We start from the raw sequence: 15,173 nt of genomic DNA, 5'->3' as shown, positions 1-15,173 counted from the left end.
TCAGGGACCGGCCACCACGGGCCGCAGCTCCGAGGGCAGGCCCCACTCGCTCCACGAGCCGTCGTACACCGACAGTCCCTCGTACCCGGCGAGGGTCGCCCCCAGCGCGAGCACGCAGGCCGTCACCCCCGAGCCGCAGCTGAAGCAGAGCCGCTCGCGTTCCCCGGCCAACGCCTCGAAGGCCGCGCGGAGTTCCCGGGCGGGCCGCATCCGCCCGTCCGGCCCCTGGAGTTCGCCGAACGGCAGGTTCAGCGCGCCCGGCATGTGCCCGCTGCGCAGCCCCGGCCGGGGCTCGGGGGCGGTGCCGGCGAAGCGCTCGCGGGTGCGGGCGTCGAGCACGGCGGCGGCCGGATCGGCCAGGGCCGCCGAGACGGCGGCGGAGTCCACCAGCAGCCCCGCGCGGGGCCGGGCGGTGAAGGACCCGCGGGGGCCGTCGTACGCCGCCGGCCGCGCCTCGACGGGCAGCCCGGCGGCGGCCCACGCGGGCAGGCCCCCGTCCAGCACGGCCGCCCGGTCGAACCCCGCCGCGCGCAGCATCCACCAGGCGCGGGCGCTGGAGTAGACCCCGGCGGCGTCGTACACGACCACGGTGTCCCCGTCGCCGACCCCGAGGGCCCGCAGCGCCTCGGTGAAGTCCTCCGGGGAGGGCATCGTGTGCGGGGACGCCGCCGCGTGGTCGGAGAGGGCTCCGTCGAGGTCGAAGGGGCGTGCGGCGGGGATCCTCGCGGGGGCTCCGCGGTGGGCCCCGACGGAGGCGTCGAAGACCACGACGTCTCCGAGCCGGGCGGCCAGCCAGTGCGCCCCGACGAGGGGGCCGGGTATGTCGGTTGCGGGCACGGGGACCTCCGGGGGGGGCGGGACGGAACGACCCCCCCATGGTGCCCCTCCTCCTGCCTTCGGGCCCGGGGTGAGCTCGCGACGCCGCTGCGCGGAACGGTCCCCGACCCGCCCTTCGCCCGTTCCCCGGGCCCTGCCCGGACCCGCGCCTCAAACGCCGGCGAGGCTGGTTGTGCCGACGCCGGTCATGCGCCTGCGGACCGTTTCCCGGGGGCCGGCCCCCGGACCCCCGCGCCTCAAACGCCGGCGAGGCTGGATTGGGCTGCGACACGGAGCCCCCGCCCAACGGGCCAACCCCGGCGGATGGCACAGCGGTCAGTCGCAGGAGCCTCCGCGGGCGTACAGCGCCACGCGGGCGCCGTGGGTCTGCGTCACCCAGCAGCGCTCGAACGCTCCCGCCGCCAGCGCCTCCCGCTTCGCCGCCTCCGCCGGGTACGGGTCCAGCGGCTGGTCCGCCGGGTCCATCAGGGCGATCACCCTCGGGGAGGCCAGCACCGCCTCCCGGATGCCCTCCGGCGGCAGCTCGGTGCCCTGGAGGGTGCGGGAGTCCCCCGGGGAGCGGGCCAGCGCCACGTCCCGCAGGGCCCCGTACACCGCCGGCGAGGACAGCAGCCACTCCCGCCGCCGTGAGGGCATGAACAGCACCGCGTCCCCCGCCCGCCCCCGCTCCCGCACCACCGCGGCCACCGCCAGCGCGTCGTCCTTGCGCGCCTCCGGGGTCCGCAGCCACGCCGACCACACCCCGAGCGGCACCACCAGCACCCCCGCCAGCACCCACGGCCACCACCCCCGCGCCCGCGCCCGCGCGAACCGCGCCCCCGCGAGCACCGCCAAGCCGGCCAGGGCGTACAGGACGTACCGGTCGACGTACCACGGGTGCACCAGCGAGACCACCATCAGCACCCCCGGCGGCAGCAGGGCGAGCGGCACGGCGAGCGGCACGGCGGCCCGGACCGGCTCCCGGTCCGCGGCGCCCCGCACCAGCAGCCCGACCCCCGCCACCAGCACCCCGTACGCCGCCCAGTCCTGCCACGACGGCCGCCCGAGCCAGCCCAGCTGCGCCTGCGCCTGCCGGGCGCTCACCCAGGCCAGCGGCAGCAGCCCGACGGCGACCGCCCCGGCCGCCCACCGCCAGCCCCGCGCCCTCCACGCGGCGAACGCGTGCGCCGGCAGGGCGAGTACGGCGAACTCGTGCAGCCAGCAGCCCAGCAGGAGCACCCCCGCGTAGGCCGCCCACCGCTCGCGCAGCATCAGGTACGTCGCCCACACCACGGCCGCCGCGACCAGTGCGTACGAGCGCCCCTCCTGGGCGTACATCTGCACGGGCGGGAGCACGGCGTAGGCGGTGCCGGCGATCAGTGCGGCCCGCTCGCCCGCCAGCCGGTGGGCCACCGCGGCCACGCCGGCGGCGGCGAGGGCCGTGCCGGCGACGGACGGCAGCCGCAGCGCCCACAGGCCGCCGTCCCACACGGCGAAGACGCCGTGCATCAGCAGGTAGTAGAGCCCGTGGACGGCGTCGACCCGGCCGAGCAGTTCCGCCAGGCCGCCGAGGGGCCGGTGCGCGACCTGCCAGGTGGTGGACTCGTCGCGCCACATGCTGCCGCCACCGCCGCCGCGCGGCAGCCCCCACAGCCCGAGGAGCAGGGCGGTCAGCGGGGGCAGCACGCGCCAGGGGGTGATGCGGCGGATGACGGCCTCCGGGGTGCTTTCCGTTGCGGTGCGGGCACTCCATACTCGGGGTTCGGCCGGAGTACCTGCGGAGGTGGGTGTGCGAGCGATCCGAGCGGGCGGTGTCGCGGCGGCGGTGCTGCTGGGCGTGGTGCTGGCCGGGTGCGGTGGCGGCGGCTCCGGCGGGACGCCCGAGGCGACGGCGGCGCCGACGGCCACGGCCTCCGCGTCCGCATCCCCCTCCGCCTCGGCCCCGCCACCGCCGGCGACCACGGCACCCCCGGCGCCCGACCCCGACGCGACCCCCGCTCCCGATGCCCGGACCCTGGTCCGCGTCACCCGCAGCGGCGGGTTCGCCGGTCAGACCCGCACCGTCGTCGTCAACGGCGCCGGCTCCTGGACCCTTCTGGACGGCCGGGCCCGTGACCTGCGGTCCGGGCGGCTCTCCCCCGCCGCCCTGGAGGCCCTGCGCACCGCCCTGCGGGAGGCGGACTTCGCGCACCTGCCCCGCGTGGCGACGGCCGATCCGCCGGTCTACGACGGGTTCACGTACGCCTTCGTGCACGGCGGTTTCGAGGTGTCCGCCGACCAGACGGCGCTGGCGCCGGGGCTCCGGAAGGTGCTGGAGGCGCTTCCGGGATTCGACGCGACGGGATGAATCTATGATTCCGGTTAACCTCCGGTCCTGTCCGAACCCCGCATAGCCGCAGGCCGGTGCCTCCTCTACGCTGCACCCCATCACGCGGGATCTTCAGGGGCGGGACATGGAACTGACACACAGCACCCACAACGGCGCCGCGGCCACACCAGGTGCCCAGCGGCGCGTGCTCGTGGTCGAGGACGACCGCACCATCGCCGACGCCATCGCGGCCCGGCTGCGGGCCGAGGGCTTCCAGGTGCAGACGGCGTACGACGGGCCGGCCGCGGTCGCGGCCGCCGAGAGCTGGCAGCCCGAGCTGCTGGTGCTGGACGTCATGCTGCCCGGCTTCGACGGGCTGGAGGTCTGCCGCCGGGTCCAGGCGCAGCGCCCGGTCCCGGTGCTGATGCTCACGGCCCGGGACGACGAGACCGACATGCTGGTCGGCCTCGGGGTCGGGGCCGACGACTACATGACGAAGCCGTTCTCCATGCGCGAGCTGGCCGCGCGGGTCCACGTACTGCTGCGCCGGGTCGAGCGGGCCACGTTGGCCGCGACCGCTCCGCGCGGGGCGACACTGCGGCTGGGCGACCTGGAGATCGACCACGCGCAGCGCAGGGTGCGGGTGCAGGCGGAGGACGTGCACCTGACGCCGACCGAGTTCGACCTGCTGGTGTGCCTGGCGGGGACGCCGCGGGCGGTGCTGTCGCGCGAGCAGCTGCTGGCGGAGGTGTGGGACTGGGCCGACGCGTCCGGGACCCGTACGGTCGACAGCCACATCAAGGCCCTGCGCCGGAAGATCGGCGCGGACCGGATCCGTACCGTCCACGGCGTCGGGTACGCCCTGGAGACCCCGGCGCAGGCGTGAGCGGGCCGCAGCGCGGGCCCGGGCTGCGGCCCTACTCGCCGTTCTCGATCAAGACGAAGCTGGGCATGCTCGTCGTGGTCTCGGTGTTCATCACGACGGGGCTGCTGATGGTGGCCCTGCGCACGGCCACGGAGCTGCGGTTCATCACCGTCTTCTCCGTGATCGCCTCGATGCTGATCACGCAGTTCGTGGCGCACGGTCTGACGGCCCCGCTGGACGAGATGACGACGGTGGCCCGGGCGATCTCCCACGGCGACTACACGCGCCGGGTACGCGGCGCGGGCCGCCGCGACGAGCTCGGCGATCTGGCGTCGACGATCAACCGGATGGCCGACGATCTGGAGGCCGAGGACAGGCACCGTCGAGAACTGGTCGCGAACGTCTCGCACGAGCTGCGCACGCCGATCGCGGCGCTGCGGGCGGTGCTGGAGAACGTGGTGGACGGGGTCTCGCAGGCCGATCCGGAGACCATGCGGACCATGCTGAAGCAGGCCGAGCGGCTGGGCCGGCTGGTGGACACGCTGCTGGACCTGTCCCGGGTGGACAACGGGGTGGTGCCGCTGAAGGCGCGCCGTTTCGAGGTGTGGCCGTACCTGTCGGGGGTGCTGAAGGAGTCGGGGCTGGCGGCCGCGGGGCGGCCGGGGCTGGCGTCCGGTTCGGGCGGGCACACCCGCAACGACGTCCACCTGCACCTGGACGTGCACCCGCCGGAGCTCACCGCGTACGCGGATGCGGAGCGGCTGCACCAGGTGGTGGCGAACCTGATCGACAACGCGGTCAAGCACAGCCCGGCACACGGCCGGGTGACGGTTCGCGCCCGGGTCGGGGAGGCGCCGGGGAGCCTGGCGCTGGAGGTGGTCGACGAGGGTCCGGGGATCCCGGAGTCCGAGCGCCACCGGGTCTTCGAGCGGTTCAACCGGGGTTCCGCCGGAGGCGGGGACGGGGGCGGCGACGGGGGCACCGGGCTGGGCCTGGCGATCGCCCGCTGGGCCGTCGGCCTGCACGGGGGGCACATCGGCGTGGCCGAATCGTCACGGGGCTGCCGGATCCTCGTCACCCTTCCGGGCAGCTCGCAGGTGCCGTCTTGACGTAGGGTTCGAGTGGGAAGGACATGATCTCGGCCACACGTGCCCGGGGTCGTCAGGGGTGCGAGGCCTAGGGGGTCGCAACCTGGCTGTCCCCTACCCGAACCACGCTTGTTTCCCGCCATTCCGATGGGTGAAACCCGCCGTTCGGTGTGACCTGCGCGACGGAAGTCCCGCCCGGCCTGCATCCCACGCCCTGGGAGGCGTAGCCTTTATCCCCGCTGTCCATACCTTGTGAAGCGGAAGAGGGCGGTTGCCGCCGTGTCGCCACAGTCCCCCAGTAACCCGAGCACCACGACCGACGCAGCAGAGGGCGGGAAGAACCCCGCCTCAGGCTTCGGCGCGAATGAGTGGCTCGTCGACGAGATCTATCAGCAGTACCTCCAGGACCCGAATTCGGTCGACCGGGCCTGGTGGGACTTCTTCGCCGACTACAAGCCGGGGGGCGCTGCCGCTCCGGTGAAGGCCGATGAACCCAGCAGGACCCCGACGACGGACGGCGCCTCCGCACAGGCCGCCACCGCCACCGCCGGGGTCCCGAAGGCCGTGGACGCCGCCGCGGGGGCGGCGCCCTCCGCCGCGGGCGTCGGCTCCACCGGAGCCGCTGCCGCCGCGCCGAACGCCGCCGCCGCGCCCACACCTGTGTCAGCTCCTGCCCCTGCTCCTGCCACCCCCTCTGGTGCCCCTGCTGTGACTGTCACCTCCCAGGCCCCGGCCGCCGCACCGGCCGCGCCCGCCCCCTCCGCTCCCGCAGCCCCCAAGCAGGCCGCGCCCGCCACCGAGGCCCCCGCGGGCCCCGAGCTGGTGACGCTCCGCGGCCCGGCTGCCGCCGTGGCGAAGAACATGAACGCCTCCCTCGATGTGCCGACGGCCACGTCCGTCCGCGCCGTCCCGGTGAAGCTGCTGTTCGACAACCGCATCGTCATCAACAACCACCTCAAGCGCGCCCGGGGCGGGAAGATCTCCTTCACCCACCTCATCGGCTACGCGATGGTGCAGGCCATCAAGGCCATGCCGTCCATGAACTACTCCTTCGCGGAGAAGGACGGCAAGCCGACCCTGGTCAAGCCGGAGCACGTGAACTTCGGCCTCGCGATCGACCTGGTGAAGGCCAACGGCGACCGCCAGCTCGTCGTCGCCGGCATCAAGAAGGCCGAGACCCTCAACTTCTTCGAGTTCTGGCAGGCCTACGAGGACATCGTGCGCCGCGCCCGCGTCGGCAAGCTGACGATGGACGACTTCACCGGCGTCACCGTCTCGCTGACCAACCCCGGCGGCCTGGGCACCGTCCACTCCGTGCCCCGCCTGATGCCCGGACAGTCGGTCATCATGGGCGTCGGCTCCATGGACTACCCCGCCGAGTTCCAGGGCACCTCGCAGGACACCCTGAACAAGCTGGGCATCTCCAAGGTCATGACCCTGACGTCGACCTACGACCACCGGGTCATCCAGGGCGCGGCCTCCGGCGAGTTCCTGCGCATCGTCGCGAACCTGCTCCTCGGCGAGGACGGCTTCTACGACTCCGTCTTCGAGTCGCTGCGGATCCCGTACGAGCCGGTCCGCTGGAACCGCGACATCGACGCCTCGCACGACGACGACGTCACCAAGGCCGCCCGCGTCTTCGAGCTGATCCACTCCTACCGGGTCCGCGGCCACGTCATGGCCGACACCGACCCGCTGGAGTACAAGCAGCGCAAGCACCCCGACCTCGACATCACCGAGCACGGGCTCACCCTGTGGGACCTGGAGCGCGAGTTCGCGGTCGGCGGCTTCTCCGGCAAGTCGATGATGAAGCTGCGCGACATCCTCGGCGTGCTGCGCGACTCGTACTGCCGCACCACCGGCGTCGAGTTCATGCACATCCAGGACCCGAAGCAGCGCCGCTGGATCCAGGACCGCATCGAGCGCCCGCACACCAAGCCGGAGCGCGAGGAGCAGCTGCGCATCCTGCGCCGCCTGAACGCCGCCGAGGCGTTCGAGACCTTCCTGCAGACGAAGTACGTCGGCCAGAAGCGGTTCTCGCTGGAGGGCGGCGAGTCCGTCATCCCGCTGCTCGACGCCGTCATCGACTCGGCCGCCGAGGCCCGCCTCGAAGAGGTCGTCATCGGCATGGCCCACCGCGGCCGCCTGAACGTCCTGGCGAACATCGTCGGCAAGTCGTACGCGCAGATCTTCCGCGAGTTCGAGGGCAACCTCGACCCGAAGTCCATGCACGGCTCCGGCGACGTCAAGTACCACCTGGGCGCCGAGGGCACCTTCACCGGCCTGGACGGCGAGCAGATCAAGGTCTCGCTCGTCGCCAACCCCTCCCACCTGGAGGCGGTCGACCCGGTCCTGGAGGGTGTCGCCCGCGCCAAGCAGGACGTCATCAACAAGGGCGGCACGGACTTCACGGTCCTTCCGCTGGCCCTGCACGGTGACGCGGCCTTCGCCGGCCAGGGCGTGGTCGCCGAGACGCTGAACATGTCGCAGCTGCGCGGCTACCGCACCGGCGGCACCGTCCACGTCGTGATCAACAACCAGGTCGGCTTCACCGCCGCCCCGGAGTCCTCGCGTTCCTCGATGTACGCGACCGACGTGGCCCGCATGATCGAGGCGCCGATCTTCCACGTGAACGGCGACGACCCGGAGGCCGTGGTCCGCGTCGCGCGGCTCGCCTTCGAGTTCCGCCAGGCGTTCAACAAGGACGTGGTCATCGACCTCATCTGCTACCGCCGCCGCGGCCACAACGAGTCCGACAACCCGGCGTTCACGCAGCCGCTGATGTACGACCTGATCGACAAGAAGCGCTCGGTGCGCAAGCTGTACACCGAGTCCCTCATCGGTCGCGGCGACATCACGCTGGAAGAGGCCGAGCAGGCGCTCCAGGACTTCCAGGGCCAGCTGGAGAAGGTCTTCGCGGAGGTCCGCGAGGCCGCCACGCAGCCCGCGGTCTCCGCTCCGGCCCCGGCCGCGCAGGGCGAGTTCCCGGTCGCCGTGAACACGGCGATCTCGCAGGACGTCGTCAAGCGCATCGCCGAGTCCCAGGTCAACATCCCCGAGGGCGTCACCGTCCACCCGCGTCTGCTGCCCCAGCTGCAGCGCCGCGCGGCGATGATCGACGACGGCACCATCGACTGGGGCATGGGCGAGACCCTGGCCTTCGGCTCGCTGCTGATGGAGGGCACCCCGGTCCGGCTGTCCGGCCAGGACTCCCGCCGCGGCACGTTCGGCCAGCGCCACGCGGTCCTCATCGACCGGGAGACCGGCGAGGACTACACCCCGCTGCTGTACCTGTCGGACGACCAGGCCCGCTACAACGTCTACGACTCGCTGCTCTCGGAGTACGCGGCCATGGGCTTCGAGTACGGCTACTCGCTGGCCCGTCCGGACGCGCTGGTGCTGTGGGAGGCCCAGTTCGGTGACTTCGTCAACGGCGCGCAGACCGTCGTCGACGAGTTCATCTCCTCGGCCGAGCAGAAGTGGGGCCAGACCTCCGGCGTCACGCTGCTGCTGCCGCACGGCTACGAGGGCCAGGGCCCGGACCACTCGTCCGCGCGCCCCGAGCGCTTCCTGCAGATGTGCGCGCAGGACAACATGACGGTCGCGATGCCGACCCTGCCGTCGAACTACTTCCACCTGCTGCGCTGGCAGGTCCACAACCCGCACCACAAGCCGCTGATCGTCTTCACCCCGAAGTCGATGCTGCGCCTGAAGGCGGCGGCGTCGAAGGCGGAGGAGTTCACGAGCGGTTCCTTCCGTCCGGTCATCGGCGACAGCACGGTGGACCCGAACGCGGTCCGCAAGGTCGTCTTCTGCGCGGGCAAGGTCTACTACGACCTGGAGGCCGAGCGGGAGAAGCGCGGCATCACGGACACCGCGATCATCCGCATCGAGCGGCTGTACCCGCTGCCGGGCGCCGAACTCCAGGCGGAGATCGCCAAGTTCCCGAACGCGGCGAAGTACATCTGGGCGCAGGAGGAGCCGGCGAACCAGGGTGCGTGGCCGTTCATCGCGCTGAACCTGATCGACCACCTCGACCTGGCGGTCGGCGCCGACATCCCGGCGGGCGAGCGGCTGCGCCGCGTCTCGCGCCCGCACGGCTCGTCGCCGGCGGTGGGTTCCGCCAAGCGGCACCAGGCGGAGCAGCAGCTGCTGATGGACGAGGTCTTCGAGGCCTAGTCGCCAACGCGACCTGCACATGACGGAAGGCCCGGCCCCCACCTGGGGGCCGGGCCTTCCTGCGTGGCGCAGCAAAACCCGGCCTCGCCGGCGGGGCTGAAGTGTCGCGGGGTGCCCGGCCAGGGCTACGGCTGGGGTTCGAAGTCCCAGTAGGGGCGGGTCTGCTGGCGGGCGGAGACCGTGTGGACGTGCTGCGGGCCCAGGGTGCGGGTGAGGGCCTTCAGGCCGGCCTCCTCGTGCCGGGAGGCCTCCGCGTCCTCGCGGACCGCGCGGAGGTCCGCCGCCAGGGCGATCCGGGCGCTCAGCGTCATCGGGTGGTCCGGGCCCAGGACGTGCGCGCAGCCGCGCAGGTTCTCCCGGCTGAGGTCCAGCGCCGCTTCCAGGCGGCCGGTGATGTTGCGGTGGCCGGTGGCGTTGAGGGCGCAGCCCAGGGTCCAGGGGTGCCGGTCGCCCAGGGCGCCCCGCATGCCGACCAGGGCCTGTTCGGCCAGGTTCAGGGCCTCCGTCCGCTCGCCCTGGGCGCGCAGCACCAGGGCCAGGTTGCCGACCGTGCCGATGCTGTACGGGTGGGCGAGGCCGAGCTGCGACTGGTAGCCGCGTACGACCTCCTCGGAGATCCGGCGGGCCTCCTCGATGTCCCCGTACTCGCGCAGGTAGGTCGCGTAGTCGGAGGCGACCATCAGGGTCCAGGGGAACTCCGCGCCGAACACCCGGGTGGAGCGCTCCAGGACGCTGCGCAGCCGGGATCCGGCGCCGGGGATGTCGCCGGTGCGGCGCAGGCACTGGCCGAGGTTGTGTTCGGCGCGCAGGGTCTGGGGGTGGTTGGTGCCGAGGACCTGCACGTGCAGTTTGAGGCCCTGCTCCTGGCGGGCCAGGGCCTCGCGGTAGCGGCCCATCAGGCGCAGGCCCATGGCGCAGCCGATGCCGGAGGAGAGGGTGGCGATGTGCCGGACCCGCAGGACGCGTTCGCGGCGGCGCAGGGTGTCCAGGTCGGTGTCGTAGGCCTCCTGGTAGCGGCCGAGGAGGCGCAGGACGACGGCGACGTTGTTCTGGGCGCCGAGGGTGGTGGAGTCGTCCTCGCCGAGGAGTTCGCGGTAGGTGGCGAAGGCGTGCTCCAGCAGTTCCCGGGCCCGGTCGAACTTGGCCGTGCTGAGCAGGACCCCGGCGTAGGTGCTGGTGGCGCGCAGGGTCTCCAGGTCGCGGTCGCCGCGTTCGGCGAGGAGGCGGTCGGCGACGGAGCGGGCGAGGGTCTCGGCCCGGCGGAAGTGGCCGAGCATGCGCAGGGCGCCGCCGTAGTGGTAGCTGAGCTCGCGGACCTGGTCGTGGTCGTCGCCGAGCATGGCGCGCCAGATGGCGTCGGTCTGTTCGGACAGCCGCAGGCAGGTGCGGTACTCGCCGGCGAGGATCAGGTAGCGCAGGCAGTGCAGCAGGAAGTTCTGGATGCGCGGGTTGCTGCTGGTGAGCACCCCGGCGTGGTCGAGGTGCGGGATGAGTTCGGCGTAGCGGGGCCAGAGGCGGGAGTCGGCGGGGCGGCCCGGGTCGGCGGCGGCGAGGACGCGGCGGACGGCGCGGGAGAGCCGGCCGGCTTCGTCCTCGGCGAGGTTCTCGCGGACGATGTTGTGGACCATGCGGTGCAGTTGGACGGTCTCCAGGCCGCCGCCCTCCTCGACGGAGAGGTCGGAGTACTCCAGGCGGACCACGGAGAACTGGACGAGCTTGTTGAGGGCCGCGTTCCAGCGGATCTGGTCGCCCAGGATCCCGGCGAGGTGCTCGGGGACGCCTTCGGCGGGGAACTCGCGCAGCAGGCGCAGCGGGACCCGCCCCGGGGCGAAGAAGACGAACAGCCGCAGCAGCGCGAGGGCGTCGGGGAAGTTGTCCCGTACGTTGTTGAGGAGTATCGCCAGCGCGGTCGGGAAGGGCAGCGGGTAGTCGTCGGAGAGGGTGACGGCCTCGTGGGAGTCGAGCCGGTGCTGGAGCAGGTCGAGGTACTCGCCGACGCCGAGGGGTGAGTCGGCGAGCCAGCCGGCCGTCTGGTCGAGGGCGAGGGGGTAGTCCTCCAGCGCTTCGGCGAGCTGGTCGGCCTCGTCCCGGGTCAGGCGCTGGGCGCGGCGGCGGATGAAGGTGACGGACTCGGGGCGGGCGTAGAGGGGGACTTCCACGAGGCTGGTGTGCCGGGCGGCCCATTCGCGGTTGCGGGAGGTGATGATGACGTCGCCGGCGCCCGAGGGCAGCAGGTCGGTGAGGTCGTCGGGGTGGTCGCAGCCGTCGAAGACCAGCAGCCAGCGGTGGTACGGGGATCCGCGCCGCAGCGCCTCCAGCACGGCCCGGATCTGCTCGCCGTAGCTGCCCGATCCGAGCGGCAGGCCGAGCTCGGGGGCCAGGTCGGCGAGCCGCTCGCGCAGGGTGGGCCGGTCCTCGGCGGGCACCCACCACACCACGTCGTACTCGGAGGCGAAGCGGTACGCGTACTCGGTGGCGACCTGCGTCTTGCCGACTCCGGAGAGCCCCAGCAGGGTGACGGTGGAGGCGCCGGGCGGGGCCTCGGTGAGGGCGTCGCGGAGCCGGCCGATGACGTCGTTGCGGCCGGTGAAGCGGGGGTTGCGGCGCGGGACGCGGCCCCAGACCTCGGGCGGGTCGTTGGGGAAGCGGGGGCCGCGGCGGCCGCTCTCGGTGCCGATCCGGTCGGTGGGCAGCTCCAGCCGGCGCAGGACGCGGTACTCCGCCTCGTAGGCGTCCAGGCCCCACAGGTCGGTCTTCTCCAGCGCGGCCACGGCACTGGGCAGCGGCGCGTCGGTGAGGCAGACCGCGGCGAACCGGTCGGGGTGGGCCTCGGTGACGGTGCGCAGGGCCGCGTTCCACTCCTCGTCGGTGTAGGTGCCGGCGGAGAAGTAGCGCTCGCTGAGCACCACGAGGACCTTGCCGCCCGCCCGGGCCAGGTCGTCGAGGGCCGCGGTGAGGCCGGGGCCGGTCTGCGGGTCCCAGCGCTGGAGGGCGACGCGGTGCCCGTGCTCCTCCAGCCGGTGGGCGATCCACACCGCCCAGGGCCGGTTGAAGCCCGCGAAGCTGATGACGAAGCGCTGCGCCGGGGCGGCTCCGTCGCGGTCGTGACGCATGGCGGTACCGGTCATGCGGCCGTCTCCCTGGGGTCCGTGCGGTGGACGGGGTGCGGTGCGGTGCGCTTGAAGGTACCGCAGCGGACGGGGCGTCATACCCCCACGAACGGGGCGAGTTCGGGGTGCGCCTCGCACCAGGCGCGGCGTTCGCGCTCCAGGGTGCGGCGGGCGGTGGCGTGCTGGTCGCCGGGCGGTGGGGTGGCGTCCATGGCCCGCTCGGCGGCGGCCATGCCGTCGACGAACTCCCGCCCGGTGACGGTGAGCGCGGGGTGCGCCCGCAGGGCGGGCAGGACGGCGGCGACCTGGGCGCGGACCCGGGCGTGCTGGGCCCAGGCGCCGCGGGCCCCGTACAGGGCGGCGTGCTGCCAGTACCCGGCGAGGGCCAGGTGGGCGTAGGCCCCGTGCAGCAGCCCCTCCAGCGGGCGGGGGTCCCGGCGCCAGGGCGCCCAGTGGCGGGGGGTGCGGTCGGCGGTGTGCAGGGTGAGGACGTCGGTGAGGGCGGTGAGCTTGCCGTGCTGCACCTCGTGGACCAGGGTCGCGGCCAGGGCGGGCGGGGCCTGCGCGCGGGCCAGTACGGAGCCGGCGGCGGCGGGCAGGGTGGCGCCGCTGGAGCGGGCGCCGCCGGCCAGCGGGACCACGGAGCGCAGCAGCTGGCCGATCTCCTCGGCGCGCGCGGAGTCGTAGCGGCCCAGCAGGGTGAGGGCGCCGGACCACTGGATGTCCCAGCGCTTGTGGCCCTTGGGGGTGAGCCGGCGGGCCGCCCGGACGGGGAGGGCGCCGGTGGCGGGGTCCGGCGGCGCGACCCGGTAGGGGTCGAGGTCGTCGAGGGCCGTCGGGCCGCCGCCGGGCAGGGCGTGCAGCGGGACGACGTCGGCGGTGGCCCAGGAGCGTTCGGTCAGGGCGAGCCGGCCGGGCCGCTGGGGGCGCAGCAGGCCCAGGGTGGGCAGGACGAGGCGGCCGTTGACGGGGCGCAGGGTGGCCTTGAAGCCGATCCCGGCGCGCAGCGCGGCCGCGACGGCGAGCGTCCCGAGGTGGCCGAGGTCGGGCGGCGGGCCCTCGGGGGCGTGCAGGCGGCGCAGGGTCTCCTCGGCCCAGACGCCGGTGGCGGGGTAGTGCAGTACGTCGTGCACGGCGTCCGGGTCCTGGCGTTCGGCCTCTTCGAGCAGCGCCCAGTACTCGGCGGCCTCCGGGCCGGGGGCGGCGTCGAGTACGGCCCGCAGCAGGAGCAGCCGCTTGGAGCGGCGCACGTCGCGCACGAGGCGGCTGCCCTCGGCGGAGGGCTCGGTGGAGGCGAGGGCGCGCAGGGTGTGGGAGCTGACGGAGAACGGGGTGAGGTCGGCGGGAGCGGCCGGCGGCGGGGAGGCGTCGGGACCGGTGCGGGGGGCGGGGAGGCCGGTGGTGGTGCCGGAGCCGGGGCCTGTGCCGGTGGTGGTGCCGGGGCCTGTGCCGGTGGTGGCGCCCGTCGGGGCGCCGGTCGTGCCGGTGCTGGTGCCGTCGGTCATGATGCGGCCCGCCCGGTGGTGGTGGCGGCCTCGTGCAGGGCGCGGGCGATGTGCCGGATGACGGCCTGGAGGTCGGCGCAGTACACCGACGGCTGGCGGAAGCCCTCCCCCGCCCGGTAGCGGTGCGGGTAGTGCCCGCCGCCGCACACCTCGACCAGCTCGCATGCCCGGCAGCCGGCCGCGAGGGCGTCCCGGCCGAGCTGGCGGGCGGCGAAGCCGGGGTGGTCGAGCAGCTCGTCGAAGCTGTGGCCCTCCAGGGTCATCCCGGTCGCGGCGGCCCCTTCGTAGGCGGACTTCAGCGAATCGGCCTGTTCGATGCTGCCGTCGGTCTCGATGACGGCGGTGGTGACGGGCGCCAGGCCCAGGGTCTCGGTGGCGGCGGGCAGTCCGAGCAGCAGTGCGATGACCTCCTCGAAGATGCGGATCCGGGTGCGCCGCACCCCGTCGTGCCACCAGCGTTCGAAGACGGCGAGGAGCCAGTCCCCGTACGGGGTCCCGTGCCCGGGCCGGCCCGGCGGCGGGGTGCTCCAGTTGGCCAGCGGCAGCAGCAGGCCGATGCTCGGCGGGGCGAAGGCGAGCAGGGACTCGTACGTCTCCACCGGGTCCTGGGCGATGTCCACCACGCACAGCACCCCCGCGTAGCTCTCGGGATGCCGGGCCAGGAGCCGCAGCCCGCGGGCGGCGGCGTCGAAGCCGGGCCGGCCGGCGTGGTCGACGCGGCGCCCGTTGTGGGCGGGCAGGCCGCCGTCGAGGCTGACGCCGACCCGGATCCCGGCCGTGGCCAGCTCGGCGAGCCGGGCGGAGGTCAGCAGGGTGCCGTTGGTCTGGACGCCGGCGGTGACCCGCGTGCGGGGCGCGCGCCGGGCCACGGCGGCGCGTACCGCCTCGACGGGGGCGGCCAGGGCGGAGGGCGCCGCGAGGAGGGGTTCGCCGCCGTGCAGGACGAGGTCGACGCGGGACAGGTCGTGGGCGGCGGCGTGCTCCGCGATCCGCTCGGCGGCGCGCAGGGCGGTGGCGGGGGCCATGGCGGCGGGGCGGGTGCGCCAGCTCCGGTCGGCCATCTCGTAGACGTAGCAGTAGGTGCAGGCGAGGTTGCAGCGGCTGTGCGTCTTGAGCACGAACTGGCGGATCGGCTGCGGCCGGTGGCCGGCGGCGCGCAGGCCGGCGACGTCGAGCCGGGCGTACGGCCAGCGGGCGTGGCGTGCGTGACCTGCGAGGGTCCGGTGCGCGGGCAGCGTGGGACCGCTCGTGATCGCTTGGCTCATCGCCTGTACCTCTCGCTGCGGACGGTCCATCCCTGCC

At 74.1% G+C, this 15,173-nt stretch carries 9 protein-coding genes; 4 read left to right on the top strand and 5 right to left on the bottom strand.

From position 1 onward, the window contains the following. Both ACZ501_RS09035 and ACZ501_RS09030 read right to left on the bottom strand, forming a co-directional pair. Positions 1-837 (bottom strand): sulfurtransferase, encoded by an 837-nt coding sequence (locus ACZ501_RS09035; RefSeq protein WP_361611628.1) that lies wholly within the window; start codon positions 835-837, stop codon positions 1-3. 315 nt (positions 838-1,152) lie between these two features. Continuing rightward, the gene (locus tag ACZ501_RS09030; protein WP_468793533.1) at positions 1,153-2,502 is read right to left on the bottom strand and encodes a glycosyltransferase family 39 protein; all 1,350 of its coding nucleotides are present in this window, start codon (positions 2,500-2,502) and stop codon (positions 1,153-1,155) included. A gap of 103 nt (positions 2,503-2,605) precedes the next feature. Here ACZ501_RS09030 and ACZ501_RS09025 point away from each other — a divergent pair, with 103 nt between their 5' ends. The 4 genes from ACZ501_RS09025 to ACZ501_RS09010 all read left to right on the top strand — a co-directional run bounded on the left by ACZ501_RS09025 (position 2,606) and on the right by ACZ501_RS09010 (position 9,256). After that, positions 2,606-3,163 (top strand): hypothetical protein, encoded by a 558-nt coding sequence (locus ACZ501_RS09025; protein ID WP_468793530.1) that lies wholly within the window; start codon positions 2,606-2,608, stop codon positions 3,161-3,163. 106 nt (positions 3,164-3,269) lie between these two features. Further along, positions 3,270-4,010, top strand: coding sequence for a response regulator transcription factor (locus ACZ501_RS09020; RefSeq protein ID WP_361607436.1), 741 nt, complete (start codon positions 3,270-3,272; stop codon positions 4,008-4,010). Positions 4,011-4,075: 65 nt separating this feature from the next. Then, a complete protein-coding gene (locus ACZ501_RS09015) occupies positions 4,076-5,098 on the top strand; it encodes a HAMP domain-containing sensor histidine kinase (RefSeq protein WP_362465762.1) in 1,023 nt (340 codons plus the stop codon). A 258-nt stretch (positions 5,099-5,356) separates the two neighbouring features. After that, complete coding sequence (locus ACZ501_RS09010; RefSeq protein ID WP_361607431.1) at positions 5,357-9,256, top strand: multifunctional oxoglutarate decarboxylase/oxoglutarate dehydrogenase thiamine pyrophosphate-binding subunit/dihydrolipoyllysine-residue succinyltransferase subunit; 3,900 nt, start codon at positions 5,357-5,359, stop codon at positions 9,254-9,256. A gap of 125 nt (positions 9,257-9,381) precedes the next feature. On the opposite strand, the gene fxsT is transcribed toward ACZ501_RS09010, so the two are convergent. The 3 genes from fxsT to ACZ501_RS08995 form a co-directional block, all read right to left on the bottom strand. Next, positions 9,382-12,384 carry an FxSxx-COOH system tetratricopeptide repeat protein gene (fxsT, locus tag ACZ501_RS09005; RefSeq protein WP_361607428.1) on the bottom strand — a complete coding sequence of 1,001 codons (3,003 nt, stop codon included), beginning with the start codon at positions 12,382-12,384 and terminating at the stop codon, positions 9,382-9,384. Between the two features lie 77 nt (positions 12,385-12,461). Next, a complete protein-coding gene (locus ACZ501_RS09000; RefSeq protein WP_468793528.1) occupies positions 12,462-13,871 on the bottom strand; it encodes an HEXXH motif domain-containing protein in 1,410 nt (469 codons plus the stop codon). Next, positions 13,868-15,136, bottom strand: coding sequence for an FxsB family cyclophane-forming radical SAM/SPASM peptide maturase (locus tag ACZ501_RS08995; RefSeq protein WP_468793526.1), 1,269 nt, complete (start codon positions 15,134-15,136; stop codon positions 13,868-13,870). Before ACZ501_RS08995 ends, ACZ501_RS09000 begins: the two co-directional genes overlap by 4 nt. Positions 15,137-15,173: the final 37 nt, after the last annotated feature.

This window comes from Streptomyces sp. NPDC034085 (genome assembly GCF_055575555.1).
The sequence above is the reverse complement of the archived record's forward strand: the minus strand, read 5'-3'. Positions and strand labels throughout refer to the sequence as shown.

Coding starts and splice junctions, on each gene's coding strand:
- fxsT (WP_361607428.1), bottom strand. CDS start 12,384: ATGACCGGTACCGCCATGCGTCACGACCGCGACGGAGCCGCCCCGGCG.
- ACZ501_RS09015 (WP_362465762.1), top strand. CDS start 4,076: ATGCTCGTCGTGGTCTCGGTGTTCATCACGACGGGGCTGCTGATGGTG.
- ACZ501_RS09000 (WP_468793528.1), bottom strand. CDS start 13,871: ATGACCGACGGCACCAGCACCGGCACGACCGGCGCCCCGACGGGCGCC.
- ACZ501_RS09020 (WP_361607436.1), top strand. CDS start 3,270: ATGGAACTGACACACAGCACCCACAACGGCGCCGCGGCCACACCAGGT.
- ACZ501_RS08995 (WP_468793526.1), bottom strand. CDS start 15,136: ATGAGCCAAGCGATCACGAGCGGTCCCACGCTGCCCGCGCACCGGACC.